This window comes from Streptomyces herbicida (assembly GCF_032656585.1).
Lineage (GTDB): Bacteria > Actinomycetota > Actinomycetes > Streptomycetales > Streptomycetaceae > Streptomyces > Streptomyces herbicida.
Genome location: NZ_JAUYWJ010000005.1, coordinates 373510 through 394338 on the forward strand (window position 1 = coordinate 373510; position 20829 = coordinate 394338).

The 20829-nt window shown below is 71.7% G+C and carries 18 protein-coding genes; 9 read left to right on the plus strand and 9 right to left on the minus strand.

The genetic code is table 11. The features are described 5' to 3' along the window. Window positions 1-64: 64 nt before the first annotated feature. Both Q8A52_RS13900 and asnB read left to right on the plus strand, forming a co-directional pair. Window positions 65-844, plus strand: coding sequence for an alpha/beta fold hydrolase (locus tag Q8A52_RS13900; protein WP_316751638.1), 780 nt, complete (start codon window positions 65-67; stop codon window positions 842-844). A gap of 292 nt (window positions 845-1136) precedes the next feature. Beyond that, the gene (gene asnB / locus Q8A52_RS13905; RefSeq protein ID WP_316751640.1) at window positions 1137-2978 is read left to right on the plus strand and encodes an asparagine synthase (glutamine-hydrolyzing); all 1842 of its coding nucleotides are present in this window, start codon (window positions 1137-1139) and stop codon (window positions 2976-2978) included. On the opposite strand, the gene Q8A52_RS13910 is transcribed toward asnB, so the two are convergent. Both Q8A52_RS13910 and Q8A52_RS13915 read right to left on the minus strand, forming a co-directional pair. Further along, window positions 2951-3523 carry a DUF4232 domain-containing protein gene (locus tag Q8A52_RS13910; RefSeq protein ID WP_316751642.1) on the minus strand — a complete coding sequence of 191 codons (573 nt, stop codon included), beginning with the start codon at window positions 3521-3523 and terminating at the stop codon, window positions 2951-2953. The genes asnB and Q8A52_RS13910 overlap by 28 nt on opposite strands. Before the next feature lie 90 nt (window positions 3524-3613). Next, window positions 3614-5197, minus strand: coding sequence for an alpha/beta hydrolase (locus tag Q8A52_RS13915; RefSeq protein WP_316751644.1), 1584 nt, complete (start codon window positions 5195-5197; stop codon window positions 3614-3616). 273 nt (window positions 5198-5470) lie between these two features. Here Q8A52_RS13915 and Q8A52_RS13920 point away from each other — a divergent pair, with 273 nt between their 5' ends. Together Q8A52_RS13920 and Q8A52_RS13925 are read left to right on the plus strand one after the other, a co-directional pair. Next, on the plus strand, window positions 5471-6109 hold the full coding sequence (locus tag Q8A52_RS13920; protein ID WP_316751645.1) for a chaplin: 639 nt from the start codon (window positions 5471-5473) through the stop codon (window positions 6107-6109). Window positions 6110-6335: 226 nt separating this feature from the next. After that, complete coding sequence (locus tag Q8A52_RS13925) at window positions 6336-7190, plus strand: GNAT family N-acetyltransferase (RefSeq protein WP_316751647.1); 855 nt, start codon at window positions 6336-6338, stop codon at window positions 7188-7190. A gap of 57 nt (window positions 7191-7247) precedes the next feature. Here Q8A52_RS13925 and Q8A52_RS13930 read toward each other — a convergent pair whose 3' ends face one another. Together Q8A52_RS13930 and Q8A52_RS13935 are read right to left on the minus strand one after the other, a co-directional pair. Further along, complete coding sequence (locus tag Q8A52_RS13930) at window positions 7248-7730, minus strand: nucleoside deaminase (RefSeq protein WP_316751649.1); 483 nt, start codon at window positions 7728-7730, stop codon at window positions 7248-7250. Window positions 7731-7745: 15 nt separating this feature from the next. Continuing rightward, window positions 7746-8999, minus strand: coding sequence for an MFS transporter (locus Q8A52_RS13935; protein WP_316751651.1), 1254 nt, complete (start codon window positions 8997-8999; stop codon window positions 7746-7748). Between the two features lie 57 nt (window positions 9000-9056). Between Q8A52_RS13935 and Q8A52_RS13940 the strand changes: the two genes are divergently transcribed. Then, on the plus strand, window positions 9057-9443 hold the full coding sequence (locus Q8A52_RS13940) for a MerR family transcriptional regulator (protein ID WP_316751653.1): 387 nt from the start codon (window positions 9057-9059) through the stop codon (window positions 9441-9443). Window positions 9444-9483: 40 nt separating this feature from the next. Next, window positions 9484-10260 (plus strand): GNAT family N-acetyltransferase, encoded by a 777-nt coding sequence (locus Q8A52_RS13945; protein WP_316751655.1) that lies wholly within the window; start codon window positions 9484-9486, stop codon window positions 10258-10260. 252 nt (window positions 10261-10512) lie between these two features. Here the strand turns inward: Q8A52_RS13945 and Q8A52_RS13950 are convergent, their stop codons facing one another. Then, window positions 10513-10776: a GlsB/YeaQ/YmgE family stress response membrane protein gene (locus tag Q8A52_RS13950; RefSeq protein WP_316751657.1), complete on the minus strand. Its 264-nt coding sequence runs from the start codon at window positions 10774-10776 to the stop codon at window positions 10513-10515. Between the two features lie 237 nt (window positions 10777-11013). Between Q8A52_RS13950 and Q8A52_RS13955 the strand changes: the two genes are divergently transcribed. Further along, a complete protein-coding gene (locus tag Q8A52_RS13955; protein ID WP_316751660.1) occupies window positions 11014-12465 on the plus strand; it encodes a hydrolase in 1452 nt (483 codons plus the stop codon). A gap of 43 nt (window positions 12466-12508) precedes the next feature. On the opposite strand, the gene Q8A52_RS13960 is transcribed toward Q8A52_RS13955, so the two are convergent. Both Q8A52_RS13960 and Q8A52_RS13965 read right to left on the minus strand, forming a co-directional pair. Next, entirely contained in the window at window positions 12509-15232 is a 2724-nt protein-coding gene (locus Q8A52_RS13960; RefSeq protein WP_316751663.1) for a glycoside hydrolase family 2 protein, read from the minus strand. Between the two features lie 104 nt (window positions 15233-15336). Beyond that, window positions 15337-16518, minus strand: coding sequence for an ROK family transcriptional regulator (locus Q8A52_RS13965; RefSeq protein ID WP_316751665.1), 1182 nt, complete (start codon window positions 16516-16518; stop codon window positions 15337-15339). Between the two features lie 137 nt (window positions 16519-16655). On the opposite strand from Q8A52_RS13965, the gene Q8A52_RS13970 reads away from it, so the two are divergent. Beyond that, a complete protein-coding gene (locus tag Q8A52_RS13970; protein ID WP_316751667.1) occupies window positions 16656-18110 on the plus strand; it encodes an APC family permease in 1455 nt (484 codons plus the stop codon). 121 nt (window positions 18111-18231) lie between these two features. Here the strand turns inward: Q8A52_RS13970 and Q8A52_RS13975 are convergent, their stop codons facing one another. After that, window positions 18232-18669 (minus strand): SPW repeat protein, encoded by a 438-nt coding sequence (locus Q8A52_RS13975; RefSeq protein WP_316751670.1) that lies wholly within the window; start codon window positions 18667-18669, stop codon window positions 18232-18234. Window positions 18670-19019: 350 nt separating this feature from the next. Beyond that, the gene (locus tag Q8A52_RS13980; RefSeq protein WP_316751671.1) at window positions 19020-19673 is read right to left on the minus strand and encodes an RNA polymerase sigma factor; all 654 of its coding nucleotides are present in this window, start codon (window positions 19671-19673) and stop codon (window positions 19020-19022) included. 94 nt (window positions 19674-19767) lie between these two features. On the opposite strand from Q8A52_RS13980, the gene Q8A52_RS13985 reads away from it, so the two are divergent. Then, the gene (locus Q8A52_RS13985) at window positions 19768-20796 is read left to right on the plus strand and encodes a MerR family transcriptional regulator (RefSeq protein ID WP_316751674.1); all 1029 of its coding nucleotides are present in this window, start codon (window positions 19768-19770) and stop codon (window positions 20794-20796) included. Window positions 20797-20829: the final 33 nt, after the last annotated feature.

Consider the following 20829-nt stretch of genomic DNA (forward strand, 5'->3'; position numbering starts at 1 on the left):
GGGGGAGGGGGCGGCCGGTTACCGTACCGGGCAGTAACCGGACCGCACCCAGGAGGGCCCTCACATGCCGCAGCTCGAAGTCGACGGCGCCGCGTTGACGTACGACGACGAGGGCCCCCGCGACGGCGACGGGGTGCCCCTGGTGTTCGTCCACGGCTGGACGGCCAACCGGCACCGCTGGGACCACCAGGTGGCGCACTTCGCCGAGAAGCGGCGGGTGATCCGGCTGGACCTGCGCGGGCACGGCGACAGCAGCGGTGCGGGGGTGCGCACGATCGAGGAGCTGGCGAAGGACGTCCTCGCCCTCCTCGACCACCTGAAGGTCGAGCGCTTCGTGCTGATCGGTCACTCCATGGGCGGGATGATCTCCCAGACGATCGCCCTCTCCCACCCCGAGCGCGTCGAGCGCATGGTGCTGGTCAACTCCATCAGCCGGATGACCTACAGCCGGGGCCGGGGCCTGCTGTTGGGCGCGTCCACCCTCGTGCCCTTCAAGCTGTTCGTCGCCGCCAACATCCAGCGGGCCTTCGCCCCGGGCTACCCGCGCGAGGAGATCCGCGAGTACGTCCGCGCCTCCGCGGACACCCCGCGCGAGGTGGTCATGACGCTGTACGGCGCCATGCGGGCCTTCGACGTCCTCGACCGGGTCGGCGAGATCCGCACGCCCACCCTGCTGGTCCACGGCTACCACGACATCCAGCTGCCGGTGAAGCAGATGCTGCGGATGGCGAAGGCCTACCCGGACGCCGTCGTCCGCATCATCGACGCGGGCCACGAGCTGCCGGTGGAGAAGCCGGCGGAGCTGACGACGGCGGTCGACTGGTTCGTGACCGCCCGCGCCTGACCCGGTCCCGCCGCACCCGACCCGGTCCCACTGTTTGGGGAAGACTTTGCCGATGGCCGGTTCCCGGCGGGACCGGCCCCGTGCGGCGGCGATCCGTCCCCCTTGCCCGGGCAAAACGCGGCCGAAAGGGTCGTGGCGATCGGCCGTTCGGGTTACGGCCGCGTTGACCGTTCCTCGTGTCTGGCACACGCTCGATATATAGGTGCTGGCTACATCTGGTTCGGCGGGTGCCGCAGCCCACCCGTGACAACACCGGTGAGCGAGCGCGCCGGACCGAGGCTGGAGGTAGGGCATGTGCGGCATCACCGGCTGGGTCTCCTTCGACCGCGACCTGCGCGGCGAGGCCGCCACACTGGACGCGATGACCGAGACCATGGCCTGCCGCGGCCCGGACGACCGCGGCACCTGGGCCGAAGGGCCCGCCGCCCTCGGCCACCGCAGGCTCGCGATCATCGACCTGCCCGGCGGCCGGCAGCCCATGACCGCCGCGACACCGGACGGAACCGTCGCGCTGGTCTACTCCGGAGAGACGTACAACTTCACCGAACTGCGCCGCGAACTCACCGGCCACGGCCACCGGTTCACGACCGACTCCGACACCGAGGCCGTCCTGCGCGGCTACCTCGAATGGGGCGACGCCGTAGCCGAGCGCCTCAACGGCATGTACGCGTTCGCGGTCTGGGACGGCCGGCACGACAAGCTCGTGATGATCCGCGACCGCATGGGCATCAAGCCCTTCTACTGCTTCCGCACCCCCGACGGCGTCGTGTTCGGCTCCGAACCCAAGGCCATCCTCGCCAACCCGCTGGCAAGGGCCCGGGTCGGCCTCGACGGCCTGCGCGAGCTGTTCACCATGGTCAAGACCCCCGGCCACGCGGTGTGGGAGGGCATGCGCGAGGTCGAACCCGGCACCGTGGTCACCGTCGACCGCACGGGACTGCGCACCCGGACCTACTGGAGCCTCGACACCCGGGCGCACCCCGACGACCGCGACACCACCGTCGCCACCGTCCGCTCGCTCCTGGACGACATCGTGCGCCGCCAGCTGGTGGCCGACGTCCCGCGCTGCACCCTGCTCTCCGGCGGCCTCGACTCCTCGGCCCTCACCGCGATCGCCGCCCTGCACCTCGCCGAAGAGGGCGAGAAGGTCCGCAGCTTCTCCGTGGACTTCGTCGGCCAGAGCGACCGCTTCGTCGCCGACGAACTGCGCGCCACCCCGGACACCCCGTTCGTGCACGACGTGGCACGCCTCGCCCGGACCGACCACCAGGACATCGTCCTCGACGCGCAGACCCTGGCCGATCCCGGCGTACGGGCCAAGGTCGTCCGGGCCCGGGACCTGCCCATGGGCTTCGGGGACATGGACGCCTCGCTGCTCCTGCTGTTCCGGGCCGTCCGCGATCAGTCCACGGTCGCCCTGTCCGGGGAGTCCGCCGACGAGGTCTTCGGCGGCTACCTCCAGTTCTTCGACGAGGAGGCCCGGGCCGCCGACACCTTTCCCTGGCTGGCGATGGCCGCCCGGCACTTCGGCGACGACAGCGACGTCCTGCGGCCCGATCTCGCCAAGACCCTGGACCTGGAGTCGTACATCGCCGACGGCTACCGCACCGCCGTGTCCGCGATCCGCCGCCTCGACGGCGAGAGCGACTTCGAGTACCGGATGCGCCGGCTCTGCCACCTCCACCTGACCCGCTTCGTCCGTATCCTGCTCGACCGCAAGGACCGGATGAGCATGGCCGTAGGCCTGGAGGTCCGCGTGCCGTACTGCGACCACCGCCTCGTCGAGTACGTCTACAACACGCCCTGGTCCCTCAAGTCCTTCGACGGACGGGAGAAGAGCCTGCTCAGGGAGGCCGCGGCGGACGTCATTCCGCGCTCCGTGTACGACCGGGTCAAGAGCCCCTACCCGTCCACCCAGGACCCCCGCTACGGCCTCGCCCTCCAGGAGCAGGTCAAGGACCTCCTCGCCCGCCCCGGCCACCCCGTCTTCGACCTGGTGGACCGCGAGAGGCTCCACCGGGCCGCCCACCGCGACACCCCCGCGAGCACCCAGTCGGCCCGGCGTGGCCTGGAAGGCGCCCTCGATCTGGCCACCTGGCTGGACCTCTACAGTCCCGAGCTGTCCTTCGGCTGACCGCCCGACCAGGGAGACTCGCCTCGGCCCGGCTCGAGCGCGCGGTCCGCGTCCGCCGCCGAGGGCCGCCACCACGTCGTCACCGGTTCCCACACCCGGATCGCGTCCCCCGCGCCCAGTTCGGCGGCGGTGAAGGAGCGCCCCCAGTGGGACGGGTCCCCGGCCACGGTCAGCGTGCCCACCCGGCGGGCCTCGGGGTCGGCCGGGTCGGCGATCGTCCGTACGGCCGCGTAGGCGGTCCCGCCGGCCCCGAGCCGGTACGTTCCGGCGCCGCGCGCGGGCACCGGCAGGGCCCCGCCGTCGAGGTCACCGAAGGTGACCGTGGGCACAGGGTCGACCGTGCAGGTGCGGCCGCCGCGGTTGGTGACACTGATCCGCACCACGGCCGGATCGGCGGCCGATGCCCGTGCCCGGACCGACAGGTACTTCTCCGGGCAGGTCCCGGCCTTGGCCTGCGGTACGGCCCCGGCCTGCGGTGCGGCGAACAGCAGGGCGGCGGCGGTGGCCGAGACGGCCGGCGCGGCGACGGTGGTGCAAAGACGCATGACGGGCTCCCCTGTTCGGTCACATTCGGGTATGGCGGCCCGATCGCGTCCTTACCCGCTTTGCGCACCTTCTGTCACCTGCGGGCCGGTTCACGGGACGGCTCCCGCGGTCGCGTCCGGCCCGCAGGAGCTCCCGCTGGGCGGCAGGGTGCCGTACAGCAGGAAGTCGTCGATCTTGCGGTGCACACACTTCGAGGAGGAGTACCCGGTGTGTCCCTCGCCCCTGTTGTCGAGCACCACGGCCGCCGGGCCGAGCCGCCGGGCCGTCTGCTCGGTCCAGCGGTACGGCGTGGCGGGGTCGCCGCGCGTGCCCACCAGGAGCATCTTCGCCGTGTCGAGGTCCTTCACCTCGTCCCGGATGAAGTCCGTGCCCTTGGGGCGGCCGTAGCACATCAGCACCTCGGTGAGCCGGTGCCCGCCGAACACCGGCGAGGCCCGCTCGTACTCGGCGTGCAGCCGCTCGAGATCCTTGGTGATCCGTGCGGGCGTGGGGCGGTCGGGGTCGTCCGCGCAGTTGATCGCCAGCAGCGCGGCCATCGTGTTGTCGGCCGGGACGTCCGCGGCGCCGACGAGGCCGCCGCCCCGCCCGCGGGGGACCGTCATGCCGCCGTAGGCGAAGTTCTCCACCCCCCGGGTGTCCCCGTCGTCGACCAGTGAGGCCACGGCCCGCTCCAGCGAGGGCCACAGGTCCTCGCTGTACAGGGCCTGCCCGATGGCGCTCACCAGGTCCTGGCCGGTGAACTGCCCGCCGAAGTCCGTGGGCACCGGGTTCTCGTCGAGCGAGCGCACCAGTTTGACGACCCCGTTCCCGGCCAGGCGCCGGTCCTGTCCGAACGGGCAGGCGATGTCCGCCGCGCACCAGTCCAGGAAGTCGTCCAGGGCCGTCTGCTGTCCCCGGGCGGTCGCCACCCCCTGCTCGGCCAGGGAATCCGTCAGCGTGTCCACGCCGTCCAGCGCCATCCGGCCCACCTTGTCCGGGAACTGGGCCGCGTACACCGCGCCGAGCTTGGTGCCGTAGGAGAAGCCGAGGTAGTTGAGCTTCTTGTCGCCGAGGGCCTGGCGTATGACGTCCAGGTCCCGGGCGGTGTTCACGGTGCCTATGTGGGGGAGGACGGGGCCGGAGTGTGCGGCGCACCGCAGGGCCACCTTCCGCAGCCAGGACAGGGTCGCCTGCGGGTCCGTGAGATCCGCGTGCCGCCCGGTCGTCTCCGAGCCCGCGCCGGAGGCGTCGCCGCAGCTGACGGGCGAGGACCGGCCGACGCCGCGCGGGTCGAAGCCGACCACGTCGTAGCCGTTGGTCAGCCCCATGTAGTCCTTGCCGTCGGTGGCGAGTTGATCGACGCCGGGGACGCCGGGACCGCCGAAGTTCAGCAGGACGGAGCCGCGTGACTTCCCAGTCGTCGCATAGCGGGCCAGCGCCAGGTCGAGCGTGCCCGTGGCGGGCTTCGCGTAGTCGAGCGGGACCGTGACCTTTCCGCACTCCAGGTCCTTGGGCATGTCATCGCCGTGGCAGGCCGACCAGACGATCCGCTGGCGGTAGAAACGGGACAGGTCGGGCTGCGGCGGGGTGCCGGACGCCGCCGCGGGCAGCCCCGCCCCGAGCAGGGCCAGGGCCACCGCTCCGGCGCCCGCACAGCGCCGGAGAGCGAACCGCGGGGACAGTGTGGCCGGCATCGATGCCTCCAGGGACGTCTTGCTGCGGGCCGGGGGACAGCGCCCTCGCTCACGATAGGCGGGCCCCGGAACGCCCGCCTCCGGGCCAGCGTGCGGACACGGAGTGTCGTATGATCCGCACGGACGGTGAGCATTCGACGGCTTTGCCGCCGGTTCGAAGGCCGTGTCACTCGATCGGGCCGAAAGGCCGATAAGCCATAACTCGGATGGTTCGTCTGCGTTCAACGGGTCGCGGGTGAGTGCCCGCAACCATGTCTGGAAGGCAGGGAACCTATGAGAAGGGTTGCCCGAAACGGCGTGATCGCCGTCGCCGTCGCGTCCGGGGCGATGGCCGTGACCATGCCGGCTTTCGCCGATTCCGGTGCGGACGGCTCCGCGGCCGACTCGCCCGGGCTGATCTCCGGCAACACCATCCAGCTCCCTGTGCACGTTCCGGTGAACGTGTGCGGGAACACCGTGAACGTGGTGGGACTCCTCGATCCCGCCGCGGGCAACACCTGTGCCAACGCGGGCGGTGGGGGCGCCGTCGGCGCCACGTCGTCGGGCGGTGCGACCGCGCACGGCGGCGGAAAGGATTCGCCGGGTGTGCTCTCCGGCAATGACATCCAGCTGCCGGTCCAAGTGCCGGTGAACGTCAGCGGCAACAGCGTGAACGTGGTCGGCGTGGGCAACCCGGGGACGGGCAACGATTCCGTGAACACCCCCGGCGAGCCGCCCCATCGACCGCCCACCCCCGTCCCGCCCCGGGCCCACCCCCGCACGCCGGCGCCCCACCGGGCCCGGCCGCAGGCGCCCGTCGCCCTCGCCCACACGGGATCGGATCTGACCGCGCCCGCCCTCGCCGGCAGTGCCGCGTTCCTCATCACCGGCGTGGCGCTGTACCGACGGTTCCGCCCGAGGCCGGAGCACTGACCCGGGCGGCCGCCGGAGGCCTCACCGGACGGGACCGGTGGGACCTCCGGCGGCCGACGGCTCCGTCACCGCCGCCGGCCGAGTGGACGGCGTCAACGGCCGTATCGGGACGGCTTGTTGAACCTCCAACGGCTCGATCCCGGCGTGGCGCATCCCCGGGTGATCGGGAAGGATGCTGCGGGCGCGGCCGACCACCGCGCATCCAGCTACGGAATGGAGCGCACCCATGGCCTCTCCGGCCCCCCAGGACCTCGTCGTCTCCCGGGCCACCCTCCAGGACTGGCCGGTGATCAGCGGGTGGGCGGCGGACGAGGGGTGGAATCCCGGGCTGTCCGACGGCCCCGCCTTCTTCGCCCAGGACGCCGAGGGGTTCTTCCTCGGCCGGATCGACGGTGAGCCGGTCTCGGCCATCTCCGTCGTCAACTACGGCACCGACTACGCCTTTCTGGGCTGCTATCTGGTCCGCCCGGACCTGCGTGGACGCGGGCACGGAATCACCACCTGGAAGACCGCGCTCGCGCATGCCGGAAACCGCACCGTCGGCCTGGACGGCGTCGTGGCCCAGCAGGACAACTACCGCCAGTCGGGCTTCGAACTGGCCTACCGCACCGTCCGGTTCGCCGGAACCGCGGCAGAGGCGGAGGCTCCCGCGGACGTCCGTCCCGCCCGTCCGGCCGACCTTGAGGCCATCACCGCGTACGACAGTGCCTGCTACCCGGCCGAGCGGCCCCGCTTCCTGGCCGAGTGGCTGACCGGCACCGACCACCGGACGTTCGTCCGCCACGACGGTGGACGTCTCACCGGCTACGGCGTCATCCGGCCCGGCCGCGACAGCCTGCGCATCGGCCCGCTGTTCGCGGACGGCCCCGAAGACGCCCGGGCCCTGTTCGCCGCCCTCATCGCCGACGCCGCCGGCTGCGAGGTCGCCATCGACGTCCCCGAGACGAACGCGGCGGGCATCGCCCTGGCCGAGGTGGCCGGGTTCACGCCCTCCTTCGAGACCGCCCGGATGTACACGGGCCCGGTGCGTGACTACGCCCAGGACCGCGTGTTCGGTGTCACCACACTCGAACTCGGCTGACCGGCCCGGTCATTCGGAACCCCGCCGCGCTTCCCGGGTGAGCGGCCCGTCGGCCGGTCAGGTCTCCGCCCCGTGGAAGCGGCGGTGCAGGGCGCGTACGTCGTCGACGAGTTCCGGCACCGGTCCCTCGACGAGCACCCCGGGCGCGACCTCACGGATGGGCAGCGCCCGTACCGGCGGTGCGGGAACCGCCAGCTCTGTCAGCCAGAAGGTGAGTTGCTCCGAGGACGCCACGTACACGATCCGCCCGAGCCCCACCCATGCGTGCGCGGCGGCACACATCGGGCAGTGCTCGCCGGAGGTGTAGACGGTCGCCGTGGCCCGCTCAGCGGGGGTCAGACGGTCCGCCGCCCAGCGGGCCGGCTCGAACTCCGGATGCCGCGTGCGGTCCCCGGAGGCCACCCGGTTGTGGTCCTCGGCGAGCACTTCGCCGTCGGCGGACACCAGCACCGACCCGAACGGCTCGTCGCCCGCCGCGAGTGCCTCGGCCGCCAGTTCCACGCAGCGGCGCAGATACGGCAGTTGGCTGTCCATCACCATGACGCACGACCCCTCTCACCGCATGACTCCGGGGCGCACGGTACGGGCAGCGGGGCCGCTCCGGCCAGGGCTTTTCACGGCCGGACCCGAGGGACGTACGGCCGGGAAAGCGTACCCCTGGCCCGCGGCGACCACGGCGAGCGACACCGCCACCAGTGGGAACGCCGTCCACGGCAGGGCACTGGGACCCGCGCCGTCCAGGGCCACGCCCCCGGCCAGGGAACCCGCTGCGATCCCCGCGTTGTACACCGTCGTCTGCAGGGACGTGGCCACGTCGGCGTCGGCGGGGCCCGAGGCGTCGACGAGCGCGGTCTGGATCAGCGTCGGCGCCCCGCCGAAGGCCACCCCCCACAGGCCGACGGCCCCGACGAGCACGGCGGGCGTACCGGCCCACAGGCCGAGCACGAGCAGCACGGCAGCGAGCAGCGACAGCGCGGCCAGCAGAGTGGTGCGCAGTTGACGGTCGATCAGCACACCGGTGATCCAGATACCCAAGACCGTGGCGATTCCGAACACCGCGAGCAGCAGGCCCGTGTGTCCGAAACCCATGTGTGCCGCGAACGGCGCTACATACGTGTACATCACCTGGTGCCCCAGCAGCAGGAACAGCGTCACGGCGAGCACCGGGCGGATACCCGGCCGGGCGGCGACCCGGACCAGCGGCACGCGCGCGTGCGGGGGTTCGCCGGGGAAGCCGGGCACCCGCCACCGCGCGAAGACCGCCAGCAGTACGGCGAGTCCGGCCAGCGCTCCGAACGCCGTGCGCCAGCCGAGCGCCCGGGCCAGCGCGGTTCCGGCGGGCACGCCCAGCGCCAGGGCGAGGGTGATCCCGGCCAGCACGATCGCGATCGCCCGGCCGCGCCGCCCGGCGGGCACCATCCGGGCCGCGTATCCGACGAGCATCGCCCACAGCGTGCCGCCCATGGCACCGGCCAGCAGGCGGGCCATGAAGGTGAGGGCGTACGAGGACGAGACGGCGACCAGGGCGTCGGCGCAGGCGAGGCCCAGCAGTGTGCCGATGAGCACCGGCCGCCGGGGCAGCCCGCGCAGGACCGCCGTGAGCGGGATCGCGGCCAGGAATGAGGCCGCGGCGTACCCGGTGACCAGGAAGCCGACGCGGGCCTCGGAGACACCGAGCGCCGGTGCCATCACCGGCAGCAGGCCTGCCGGGAGCAGTTCGGTCATGACGGCGGTGAAGGCCGCCGCGGACAGGGCGAGGAGCCCGGCCAAGGGCAGGGGAGTGCCCTTGACCGGGGATGCGGTGGACATGCGACCATGGTCGGACCTTCACATCAGTGTGAAGGCAAGCGCTGCCCGGAGGGAGCCATGAGGATCGGCGAGCTGTCCCGCCGCACCGGCGTCCCCACCCGGCTCCTGCGCTACTACGAGGAACAGGACCTGCTCCACCCCGAACGCGCCGACAACGGCTACCGCTCCTACGGCGAGTGCGCGGTGCAGGACGTCCAGCAGATCCGCGGCCTGCTGGACTCGGGTCTCACCACGGAGATGATCCGGGCGATCCTGCCCTACCTGTCCGGGCCGGAGCAGATCCATCCGCCCGCCGAGTGCGTCACCCCGCAGACCGCGGCCCTCCTCACCGGTCACATCGACCGGATCCAGGCCCGCATCGACTGCCTGGCCCGCAACCGAGACCGGCTCAGGGCGTATCTGGCCGCGGTGCGTCCGGGCGCCGCGGCAACCGCCGACCGGTAATCCCGTTGCCCGGGCCCGCCCCGGATGCTGGAGTGAAGTCATGGATCACGCCTCGGTGCTCGCCCTGTACGACCGGGACATGCGCGAGGGCGCACGGCCCGACGGCCCCGGAGCCCGGATCGAACGCACCGGGAACGTGGTGCGCCAGGTCGCGGACGCCCACGGCTGGAACGGCGTTGTCTGGTCCGGCCTTGACACGGCGAGCGCGGACCGGGCGATCGCCGACCAGATCGCGTATTTCACCGGCCTCGGCCGCGACTTCGAGTGGAAGCTCTACGGCCACGACCGCCCGCTCGACCTCGGGTCACGGCTCGGCGCCGCCGGGTTCATCCCGGAGCCCGAGGAGACGCTGATGGTCGCGGAGGTCGCCGCCCTGACCGTCGGCACGCGGCCGCCCGACGGGATCCGCATCCTGCCCGTCACCGACCCGGCCGGTGTCGACCTCGTGGTGGAGGTGCACGAGCAGGCCTTCGGCACGGACGGGACACGGCTGCGGCAGCGGCTGCTCGCCCGGCTGGCCGCCGACCGGGACACGGTGGTCGCCGTGGTGGCACTCGCCGGTGACGAGCCGGTCAGCGCGGCCCGCCTGGAGCCGGTGCCCGGCACCCGCTTCGCCGGGCTGTGGGGCGGCGGCACGGTCGAGGCCTGGCGCGGCCGAGGCATCTACCGTGCCCTGGTGGCCCATCGCGCTCACGCCGCCGCGGCCCTCGGCTACCGCTACCTCCAGGTCGACGCGGTGGCGCAGAGCCGCCCCATCCTGGAACGCCTCGGCTTCGAACCGCTGAGCACGACGACGCCGTACGTGTACACGCCCTGAGCCACGCAGTTGTCCGCCGTGAGGCGGTAAGGCTGCCGGGCCCGGGCGTACCGCCCGGGCCGAACGGACCGTTGTGCAGAGCCGATCGGCCCCATGCGTGCGCTCGGCTCCGCCGCGACTCTGATGGCATGGGGGTCCGCCTCCCGCAGCGCCCGGCGTCGACGATGCCGGGCGCCAGGTCGAGGCGGCAGGCCCGCCGAACGCCGAGGGGAGCCGCGTCGGCGGGCCTGTACCAGCGCGACGCCCACGCCGTCAGCGGTGTGCCTTCGCGCGGTCCAGCGCGGCCACGCCCACCGCTGCCAGCGCGATCTGGATGAACCACTCGATCCAGTCGGGCCCCTTGGTGTCGGCCACCCCGAACCCGGCGGCGATCGCCGAGCCCAGCAGCGCGGCCACGATGCCGACGGCGATCGTCCACAGGAAACCGATGCGCTGCCGCCCGGGGACGACCAGACGTCCGAGGACGCCGATGATGATGCCGATGACTATGGCACTGATGATGCCTGAGATCTCCATGTCTGCCCCTCTTCGTCGAGATCCCCTCTGATTCGTCGAGATCCCCTCTGATGTCCAATCTGCCCCCGGAATCCGGAGGCAGTCCGCCCCGGTTATTGCCGGGACTTTCTGTTCACCCCACAGACATGCCATGTACCTTTCAACCAATCGACGCGTGTAGAACCCTCAACCTGGCTCTACGCGCGCAGACTTGGCGCCCGCACCGCCTCTACCCCACCGTTCACGGAGGTTCGCCGGATGCTCGGATCCAGAAGATCCCGCCGCAGACTCACCACAGCCCTGGCCAGCTTCGGGCTGCTCGTCACGGGAGCCGCCCTCCAGGTCGGCACCAGCGCCACCCCCGCCCACGCGGCCACCACGCACCGCGTCCTGTTCGACAACGCCCACGCCGAGACGGCCGGCAACGCGGACTGGATCATCTCCACCAGCCAGCCCGACCCGCTCGGCCAGAACTCCTCCCCGTCCGCCGAGACGGACTGGACCGGTGCCCTGTCCTCCTGGGGCGTCGCCCTGCAGAAGACCGGCAGCTACAGCCTGAAGACGCTGCCGTCGGGCTCCAGTCTCGGCTACGGAGGCTCCTCGGCCACCGATCTGTCGAACTTCGACACTCTGGTCCTGCCCGAACCGAACACGCTGTTCACGACCGCCGAGAAGACGGCGATCATGAACTTCGTGAAGAACGGCGGCGGTCTGTTCATGATCTCCGACCACACCGGCGCCGATCGCAACAACGACGGCCAGGACGCGGTCGAGATCCTCAACGACCTGATGACCAACAACAGCGTCGACTCGACCGACCCGTTCGGCTTCTCCATCGACTCGCTCAACATCAGCTCCGGCTACCCGGCCGCCATCAGCGACAGCACCGATCCGGTCCTGCACGGCTCCTTCGGTACCGTCACCAAGAGCCTGATCGCCAACGGCACCACCGCCACGCTCAAGCCCGCCGACAACTCCGCCGTCAAGGGCCTGGTCTACCGCAGCGGCTACTCCGGCAACACCGGCGCCTTCTTCCTGACCAGCGCCTTCGGCAGCGGCCGCGTCGCCTTCTGGGGCGACAGCTCGCCCATCGACGACGGAACCGGCCAGTCGGGCAACACCCTGTACGACGGCTGGAACGACTCCGGCGCCACCAATGCGGCCCTGGCTCTCAACGCCACCGCATGGCTGGCGGGTTCGGGCACCAGCGGCGGAGGCGGTGGCGGCACCGGCAGCTGCGCCGCCGCCCAGCTCCTCGGCAACAACGGCTTCGAGTCGGGCAACACCACCTGGAGCGCCAGCAGCGGTGTCATCACCAACTCCAGTGGCGAGTCGGCGCGCACGGGTTCGTACTACGCGTGGCTGGACGGCTACGGCAGCGCCACCACGGACACCCTCTCCCAGTCGGTGACCATCCCGTCCGGCTGCACCACCGCCGCCCTGAGCTTCTATCTCCACATCGACACGGCGGAGACCTCCACCAGCACGGCGTACGACACGCTCAAGGTCCAGGTCCTGGGCAGCTCCGGAACCGTCCTGGGCACCCTGGCGACCTACTCGAACCTGAACGCGGCGAGCGGCTACACCCAGCGCACCTTCAGTCTGGCGAGCTACGCCGGCCAGACCGTCACGCTCAAGTTCACCGGCACCGAGGGCAGCACCCTGCAGACGTCCTTCGTCATCGACGACACGGCGCTGGGCGTCAGCTGACGTGCCGGGGCCCGGCGGGACGCCCCCGCCGGGCCCCACCGGGTCATCCCGCCGGAACGGTCCGCTCTGCCGTGTTCCAGCCGGAGACCCGGACCCGCGGCACGGATCCGTGCAGGTCCGCCGTCCGGTAGGTGGCGGTCAGCGTCATCGACTCGCCCGGCCACAGGCTGACCTGGTTGTCCGACCACCGCACCGGCAGCACCGGCTTCCCCTTCGCGTCGACCAGATGGACGTCCGTCAGCAGCGACGGGGTCTTGCCCTTCCCCGTGTTGCGCACCGTCACCGTGGTGGTCGACGTGCCGTTGGCCGACTCGGTCGAGGCCGTCGCCGACACCGGCGCCTGCGCCATCGAAGCCAGCCCCTTGAGGTCGGCATAGCTCGTCGTCGGCGTGTAGTACCAGTCGGTGTTTGCCCAGTCGAGCGTGTCCGCCTTGGCGGAGAGCCAGTACACGTTCCGGCTCACCTCCTTGCCGGAGGAATCGGTCAGGGTCAGCCGCACCAGATACGTCGTCGACAGTCCGCTCACCGACGCGGGCAGCGTCAGCGCGTCGGCGTGCGCGCCGTCGCCCTTCACCGTCACCCCGGTGACGGTCTTGTCGTACTTCTGCGTGCCGTCGGGGTTGAACAGCGTGGCCCGCGCGGTGAGTCCGGCGGCCGGGGCGTGCCGGTTGTCGACCACGACGACGGAACGGTTGTCGTAGGAGTACTGGATGTGCAGCGGCTCGTTGGCCTTCTTCGCCCCGAAGTAGGCGCCGCCCTGGTCGAGGTAGCGGTCCATCAGCTGCCAGTGAAGGGACGTCCAGCCGCTGTTGAACATCCAGTAGATCACCCCGGTGGACGGCTTCGAGGAGTCCGTCGCATTGCGTCCGTACGCCTCGTACTGGGCGCGCACGTTCTCGTACTGCGCGAGCTGCGCCTTGCGGACGTAGTCGGTGAGGCCCTTGGGGGAGCCGTAGCGGCCGGCGAGCGCGGCGTCGTAGATCTTCAGCGTGCCGAAGACCGGTGACGGGGAGCGGTGGTACTGCTTCATGCCCGGGTTCTTCCAGAGCGTGTCCAGCTCGGCGGGCGTCATCATCCGGCGCAGGGTGTCGAGGGTGGGGATGTCGGGGCCCGCGCTGGTCTCGGAGTTGAAGCCGGTGGCACCGCCCTCGCGCTTGGCGTACCAGTAGTTCGGCGGGATCCAGTCGTAGGGCCCGGTCATCTTCATGCCCGAACTGCCGAGCTGCGGTGAGGACTTGGCGGAGGCGGCGGAGACCACCGGGGTCGGCCAGTCGGCCGCCTTCAGGGCGTCCAGATAGTTCTTCTCGATCGTCCTGTCGGGCGCGAAGTCGCTGCCGATCAGGAAGGAGATGACACTCGGGTGGTCGCGCAGCCGGGCCGCCTCGGCGGCCATCGAGGCCTTGGCGACCGGGTAGTCGGCGGCCGTCCACGGGTCGCCGGACTCACCGCTCCCGTTGACCTGGCCCTCCCACTTGTCGCAGCACTCCCAGCCGGGCAGCGTGAGGACGCCGTAGCGGTCGGCGAGGTCGAAGAACTCGTCGGGCTCGATGTGGCCTTCCAGGCGGATGGCGTTCAGGCCCAGGTCGAGGGCGTACTTGAGCCGGTCCGCGACATAGGTCCGGTCCCAGCGCAGGAACTCGTCCGGTGACCAGCCGCCACCCTTGATCAGCAGCTTGCGACCGTTGATCCGGTACTGACGGGCGCCGTCGGAGTTCAGCGGCGCCCGGACGTCGCGGATGCCGAAGGTCTCGTGCGCGGTGTCGGACCGGGTACCGGAGACGGTGGCGGTGAGGTCGAGGTCGTACAGCGGCTGTCCGCCCATGCCTGCCGGCCACCACACCCTCGGCTTGGTGAGGTGCAGGCCGGGGAAGTCGGCGGGGGTGAAGGTGACCGTCTTCGTCTCGTGGGCCGCGAGCGGCACGGTCCTCGAGAACGAGGTTGCGCCGATGCTCCCGGAGACCTCGGCCGTGACGGCCGCGTCGGAGTCGTTGCGGGCCTGCGCCTTGACCGTCAGGTCGGCCGTCGCGAGCGAGGGCACGTCCAGCCGGGTCGTCACATGCGCGTCCCGCAGCGCCACCGGGCCGCCCCTGCGGACCAGGACGTCCCGGACGATTCCCATGTTCTCGTCGGGCGGGGGCTGCAGCCAGTCGATCCAGCCCATGGTGAGGTTCTTGTTGGGCACGTTCGGCCGGATCCGGAAGGCCACCGTGTTCGTGCCGGCGCGGACCAGTGCGGTGACGTCCAGCTCGTGGCGGGTGTAGGCGCCCGAGACGTCCGCGGCCTCGGCGACCCGGTGGCCGTTGACATAGACGTCGGCCGCCGAGATCACCCCGCTGAAGTCGAGGTAGGTGCGCTCGGAGGTGTCGTCGACCCGGAAGTCGCTGCGGTACCACCACGGGACCTGGAAGTCGGCCTTGGGGATCTTCTGCTGGTTGGTGGAGTAGAACGGGTCGGCGTAGACGCCCTCGGCGAGCAGTGCCGCGAGGACGGTGGAGCGGGGGCCCGCCTGATACCAGCCGGCGGCCGGATAGCCGGGGGAGGAGACGTCCGACGCGGAGTCGCTCACCTTCGCCGTCGACTGGATCGAGTAGCCGGAGAGCGGGGTGCCGGTGCCCGCGGCGGAGGGCACGCGGGTGACCCGGGTGTGCCCGTGCGCGGGGGCCGGATGCCGCGACCCGGCCCAGGCACTGGTGGACAGCGAGCCGATCAGGCCCAGGGCCACGGCGGCTCCGGCGAGGCGACGTCGGGGGGCGGGGCGAGGGAACACGGCGGTCTCCAGCCTCGTAAAGTTAGGAAACTTTACTAACCCGCCTCAAGCTAGGGCTCCGAGGGGGCCGTGTCAATCACCGTGGCCCCTGCGGGAATTGGTCGTCACCCGGCGGACCTGCGCTCGAACACCTTCTCCCGCGCGGTCCCCAGAGCCGTCGCCACCGCGCCGAGGAGCACCGCGTCCTCACCCAGTCGGCTCGGCGCGATCCTCGGGCGCAGCGGAGTGAGCGTCCGCAGATGGTCCCGGACCGGCCGCAGCAGCAGGTCCACGCTGTGGCCCACCCCGCCCCCGAGCACCACCAGATCCGGATCGAGCACGGCCGCGGCGGCGGCCACCGTGTGCGCTATCCGCTCGCCCTCGAGGTGAACGGCCCTGACCGCGGCGGAGTTTCCCTGCCGGGCCGCGTCGAACACGGCCTTGGCGGTCAGTTGCCCGCTCATCCCGAACCGGCGGGCCGCCTCGACGACGGCCACCCCCGACACCGCGTCCTCCAGCCGCTCCGGCTTCTGCTGCCCCGGCCAGGGCAGGAACCCGATCTCCCCGGCCAGCCCGTGCGCCCCGGTGAACAGCCGCCCTTCGCTGACGACCCCCATGCCGAGGCCGGTGCCGATCAGGATGTACGCGAACAGCCGGCTGTCCGCGCCGACCCCGTACGTGTACTCGCCCAGCGCCGCCAGGTTGGCGTCGTTGTGCACCTCCAGCGGTACGCCCAGCTCCTCGCGCAGCCGGTCGAGCAGCCCGGCACGGCCCCACCCCGGCAGATGCATCGCGTACCGCACCCGTCGCTGCTTCTCGTCGTACACGCCGGGCGTGCCCACCACCCCGTGCACCACCTCGGCCGGGTCCACGCCGGAGTTGGCCACGACCTGGCGGGCGGTGGAGACGACCAGGTCGGCCAGGGCGCCCGAGCCGCGGGCGCGGTTGCGCACGTCGGACCGGGCCACCACCGTGCCGTCCAGGTCGGCGACCGCGACACGCAGCCAGCTGCGGCCGATGTCCACGCCGAGCGCGTGACCGGCGGCCGGGTCGGGGGCGTACAGGACCGCGATCCGGCCGCGCTCGGGGGCCTGGGTGCCGACCTCGCGGACGAGTCCCGCGGACTCCAGCGAGGCGAGCGCGCTGGACACGGTCGGCTTGGACAGCCCGGTCTCGCGCGCCAGCTGGGCGCGCGACGCCGAGCCGAGGGCGCGCAGCCGGTCGAGGAGCAGCCGCTCATTGGTGCTGCGCAGCCGCCGGCGGCTCCAGGGCTGTTCCTGCTGCTCTATGACGTCGCTGGCGGGCATCGCACCATTCTCACGCATTCCTGACGCATACTTGACGCATCTAGTAAGGCTCCTTAACTTTATCGGCCATCAGCCCCGCCGGATCGGCTTTCCGCCCCGCCGGGCGAGCCTCTCCGTCCGCCGCGTCAGGAGTCCCCATGTCCGGTAGTCCGCCACCCACGGGTGGATTCGTCCGTCGCGTAGGCCTGTTCCAGGCCACCGCCATCAACATGAGCCAGATGTGCGGGATCGGTCCGTTCGTGACGATCCCGCTGATGGTCGCCGCATTCGGCGGCCCCCAGGCGGTGATCGGTTTCGTGGCGGGCGCGCTGCTGGCGCTCTGCGACGGGCTGGTCTGGGCCGAACTGGGCGCGGCGATGCCCGGCTCCGGCGGCAGTTACGTGTATCTCCGTCAGGCCTTCCAGTACCGCACGGGCCGGCTGATGCCGTTCCTGTTCGTCTGGACGGCGATGCTCTTCATCCCGCTGATCATGTCCACGGGCGTGGTCGGCTTCGTCCAGTACCTGGGCTATCTCGCCCCCGACCTCGGCAAGACCTCTGGCGATCTGATCGGTCTCGGCATCATCGCCCTGGTCGTGATCCTGCTCTGGCGCGGCATCGAGCACATCGCCCGCATCACCGCCGTGATGTGGACCGTGATGATCGCCTCGGTGCTCCTGGTGATCGTCGCCGCGGCCACCGACTTCAGCCCCCACCTGGCCTTCACCTACCCGGCCCACGCCCTCGACCTCACCTCGAACCACTTCTGGCTCGGCTTCGCCGCGGGCCTGACCATCGGCATCTACGACTACCTCGGCTACAACACGACCGCCTACATGGGCGCCGAGATCAAGGACCCGGGCCGCACGCTGCCGCGCTCCATCCTCTTCTCGATCCTCGGCATCATGGCGATCTATCTGCTCCTCCAGATCGGCACGCTCGGTGTCATCGACTGGCACCGGATGACCGACCCCGGCGACATCGCCTCCACCTCGGTGGCCTCGGCGGTGCTGGAGAAGACCTGGGGCAAGGGGGCCGCCGACACGGTGACCGTGCTGATCCTGATCACGGCGTTCGCCTCGGTCTTCACCGGTCTGCTCGGTGGCTCGCGGGTGCCCTACGACGCCGCGCGCGACCGCGTCTTCTTCCGCCCGTACGAGAAGCTGCACCCCAAGCACCGTTTCCCGATGCTCGGCCTGGCGACGATGGGCGTGATCACCGCGATCGGCTTCCTGATCGGCCGGCACACGGATCTGGCCACCCTGATCCAGCTCCTCACCACGGTGATGGTCATCGTCCAGGCGCTGGCCCAGATCGTGGCCCTGACGGTGCTGCGCAGGCGCCGGCCGACGATGCCACGCCCCTACCGCATGTGGCTCTACCCCCTACCGAGCATCGTCGCCTTCGCCGGCTGGTGCGTGATCTACGGCTACGCCGACAAGAACTCCCCGGGGCGCCACCCCATCGAGTGGTCCCTGGCCTGGGTCGCCCTCGGCTGCGTGGCGTTCTTGATCTGGGCGCGGCTGGAGAAGGTGTGGCCGTTCGGGGAGAAGGAGGTCTCCGAGGAGTACGCCGCCGCGCAGGCACCGGACACGGAGCCCGCCGGTACCTGACGGCCGGCCGTCGTGCGGTGCGCTCGCGTCACCGCCCTGGCAGCCGGAGGCCGGTCCGCCTGTGCGGACCGGCCTCGATCTCTCTTCCTTTCCTCTGTGTTCTCTTTGTGGCTTTGGAGCGCTAGGGCATGGGTGCGCTCTTCGCTGCCGTAGCGGTGCACATCAGCCCGAGGATGATGGCCAGGGCGCCGATGATGATGTTGTTGAGCACGACGCCGGTGTCCGGGCTGCTGCCGACGATCCAGGGGGCGATGATCATCCATACGCCCAGGGCGCACATGGCCCAGCTCAGGCCGTACATGCGCTCAGGGGCGCTGGTGAATCCGAGAGCCAGCAGGCCTATCGCGATGCCCATGATCAGGTTGTGGGTGGCGAGTGCGGGCTGGCTCGCCGAGTAGTGGAGGATCCACGGGGATGCCGCGCAGTACAGACCGAGCAGGAACACCGGTCCGTCGACCAGCGCCACATCCCGGCCGCCGAGCATACGGGCGTAACGGGCCCGCATTTCGTGGACATCTGGGTGGCTTGTTATGTCACCTCTGTGCGAGACGTTGGCCATGACTCGTCTCCTTTGACTTGCAGGCCTGACCGCGTCTGGTGCGGTGCGGTAAGCGCCGCGTAGGTACATTCTGCGCTTATTCCGCCTTTATATGTAGGGGTGTGACGGTTCCCGCGGCGGCCTCGGGGACGCCGCACGCCCGGTCGGGAGCAGTCCGCCCGTCCCGCCCCGCGTCGACGATCGCCGGCCACACCCGCGCCGGTGGCCGGATCGGACGGTCGTCGGGCGAGGCGGTCCTGGCGGCGACGGCCCGCCCGCCGCAGCTCGGCCGACGCGCCGTCGCACCGAGGGCACCGGATGCGCGGTCGCGTGCGCACCGTTTCTGCATCGAATGGCTGTCCGCCCAAGACTCACCCGTTCGGTCGAGGGGCCTCTTCGGCCGGCGTCTGCAGCTCGATACGGTGCCGCAGCCGGTGCAGCCCGCGCCGGGCATGGCTCTTGACCGTGCCCAGCGGCCAACCCGTGCGCGCGGCAATCTGGGTGTGGGTCAGGTCCTCGTAGAACGCCAGGTGCAGGACCCGCCGCTGGGGCGCAGGGAGCCTGGCCAGTTCGTCCCGGACCAGTGCGCGGTCGAGCACGGCCTCGGGCTGTCCGGCCGTGGTGCCGCCGTACGGAGTCAATCCCGACCCGGCGGCGGTGACCAGCTCGCCGCGCCGGCTCCGGGCGGCCAGCGCGTCGGCGATCTTGCGCCGGGTGATGCCGACGATCCAGGCGGCGAGGGGGCCGCGCTCCGGCCGGTAGCCGTGCCGCCCGCGCCACACGCCGAGGAACACCTGCTGGGTGACGTCCTCCGCCTCGCCGAAGTCGCCGAGCGAGCGCCGGGCCAGCGTGTACACCAGCGCGGACCAGCGGCGGTAGGCCGCGGCCAGGCAGGCCTCCGCCCCGGCGGCCAGACCTCGGGCGAGTTCCTCGTCGGCGAAGGACTCCTCGACCGGGGCCCACAGAGGTGTCCCGGCGGCCGGGTTCCGGGGCGGATCCGCGGTGGCGGCCGGATACGGGGTCATGGCCACGGCTCCTCACGTGCGACGGTGCCGCCATCGTGTGAGCCCTTGGACAAACCGCTCAACTTGCGTCGATTCTGCGTCGTATAGTCGCTCCATGGGTGAGTACGCGGCCGAGAACGCGCCGGACGAGGCCGCCGGAGGCCAGGCCCCCGCACCCGGCGGAGCCGGGCTGACCACCGGCGCCGTGGCCCGCAGGCTCGGTGTCTCACCGACCACCCTCAGGTCCTGGGACCGCCGGTACGGTCTCGGCCCCGCCCGGCGATCCGACGGTCGGCACCGGCGCTGGACGCCCGGGGACATGGCGATGCTGGAGACGATGTGCCGGCTGACGTCGGCGGGAGTACCGCCGGCCGAGGCGGCCCGCGCCGCGAAGGACGAGGCGGCGCGCACTCCCCGCCCGGCCCCGGCGACCGAAGACACGGCCGGGCGTTCCCGGGCGGCCGGCACACTGCCCCTCGGCGATGTGCGCCAGGAGTGCCGCGGCCTGGCCCGCGCCGCCGTGCGCCTCGACGCCGCCGCGGTCGAGGAGCAGCTGTCCTCCGCCGTGGCCGAGCACGGCCTCACCGTCGCCTGGCAGGAGGTGATGGTGCCGACCCTGCACGCCGTCGGACGCAAGTGGGCCTCGTCCGGGGACCGCTACGTCGAGGTGGAGCACCTGCTGTCGTGGCACGTCTCCACCGTGCTGCGCCGCGGCACCCGGCGGCCGGTGCGGGCGGGCGACGCCACGGCCGGCGGGCCGGTGATCCTGGCCTGCGTACCCGGCGAACAGCACACCCTGCCGCTGGAGGCACTCAACGCCGGGCTCGGTGAACTCGGGCTGCCCACACGGATGTTCGGCGCGGCCGTGCCGGCCGAGGCGCTCTCGGCGGCGGTGCGGCGCCTGGGTCCGGTCGCCGTGGTGCTGTGGGCGCAGGCACGCTCCACGGCGAGTCTGCCGCTGGCCCAGCACGTCTCCGCCACGCAGTGGGGCGTCAAGGGCGCGCGCCGGCAGCCGGTGGTGGTGCTGGGCGGGCCGGGCTGGGCCGGCCGGTCCGCCCGCGGCATGCTGCGCCCGACTGATCTGCGCGACGCGCTCGACACCTTGGCCGGAACCCATCGCGTGCCGGCGGACGCACCGCGCTGACGCCGTACCGGTGGTCCCGCGCCCGCGACCGGG

Coding starts and splice junctions, on each gene's coding strand:
- Q8A52_RS13900 (WP_316751638.1), top strand. CDS start 65: ATGCCGCAGCTCGAAGTCGACGGCGCCGCGTTGACGTACGACGACGAG.
- asnB (WP_316751640.1), top strand. CDS start 1,137: ATGTGCGGCATCACCGGCTGGGTCTCCTTCGACCGCGACCTGCGCGGC.
- Q8A52_RS13910 (WP_316751642.1), bottom strand. CDS start 3,523: ATGCGTCTTTGCACCACCGTCGCCGCGCCGGCCGTCTCGGCCACCGCC.
- Q8A52_RS13915 (WP_316751644.1), bottom strand. CDS start 5,197: ATGCCGGCCACACTGTCCCCGCGGTTCGCTCTCCGGCGCTGTGCGGGC.
- Q8A52_RS13920 (WP_316751645.1), top strand. CDS start 5,471: ATGAGAAGGGTTGCCCGAAACGGCGTGATCGCCGTCGCCGTCGCGTCC.
- Q8A52_RS13925 (WP_316751647.1), top strand. CDS start 6,336: ATGGCCTCTCCGGCCCCCCAGGACCTCGTCGTCTCCCGGGCCACCCTC.
- Q8A52_RS13930 (WP_316751649.1), bottom strand. CDS start 7,730: ATGGTGATGGACAGCCAACTGCCGTATCTGCGCCGCTGCGTGGAACTG.
- Q8A52_RS13935 (WP_316751651.1), bottom strand. CDS start 8,999: ATGTCCACCGCATCCCCGGTCAAGGGCACTCCCCTGCCCTTGGCCGGG.
- Q8A52_RS13940 (WP_316751653.1), top strand. CDS start 9,057: ATGAGGATCGGCGAGCTGTCCCGCCGCACCGGCGTCCCCACCCGGCTC.
- Q8A52_RS13945 (WP_316751655.1), top strand. CDS start 9,484: ATGGATCACGCCTCGGTGCTCGCCCTGTACGACCGGGACATGCGCGAG.
- Q8A52_RS13950 (WP_316751657.1), bottom strand. CDS start 10,776: ATGGAGATCTCAGGCATCATCAGTGCCATAGTCATCGGCATCATCATC.
- Q8A52_RS13955 (WP_316751660.1), top strand. CDS start 11,014: ATGCTCGGATCCAGAAGATCCCGCCGCAGACTCACCACAGCCCTGGCC.
- Q8A52_RS13965 (WP_316751665.1), bottom strand. CDS start 16,518: ATGCCCGCCAGCGACGTCATAGAGCAGCAGGAACAGCCCTGGAGCCGC.
- Q8A52_RS13970 (WP_316751667.1), top strand. CDS start 16,656: ATGTCCGGTAGTCCGCCACCCACGGGTGGATTCGTCCGTCGCGTAGGC.
- Q8A52_RS13975 (WP_316751670.1), bottom strand. CDS start 18,669: ATGGCCAACGTCTCGCACAGAGGTGACATAACAAGCCACCCAGATGTC.
- Q8A52_RS13980 (WP_316751671.1), bottom strand. CDS start 19,673: ATGACCCCGTATCCGGCCGCCACCGCGGATCCGCCCCGGAACCCGGCC.
- Q8A52_RS13985 (WP_316751674.1), top strand. CDS start 19,768: ATGGGTGAGTACGCGGCCGAGAACGCGCCGGACGAGGCCGCCGGAGGC.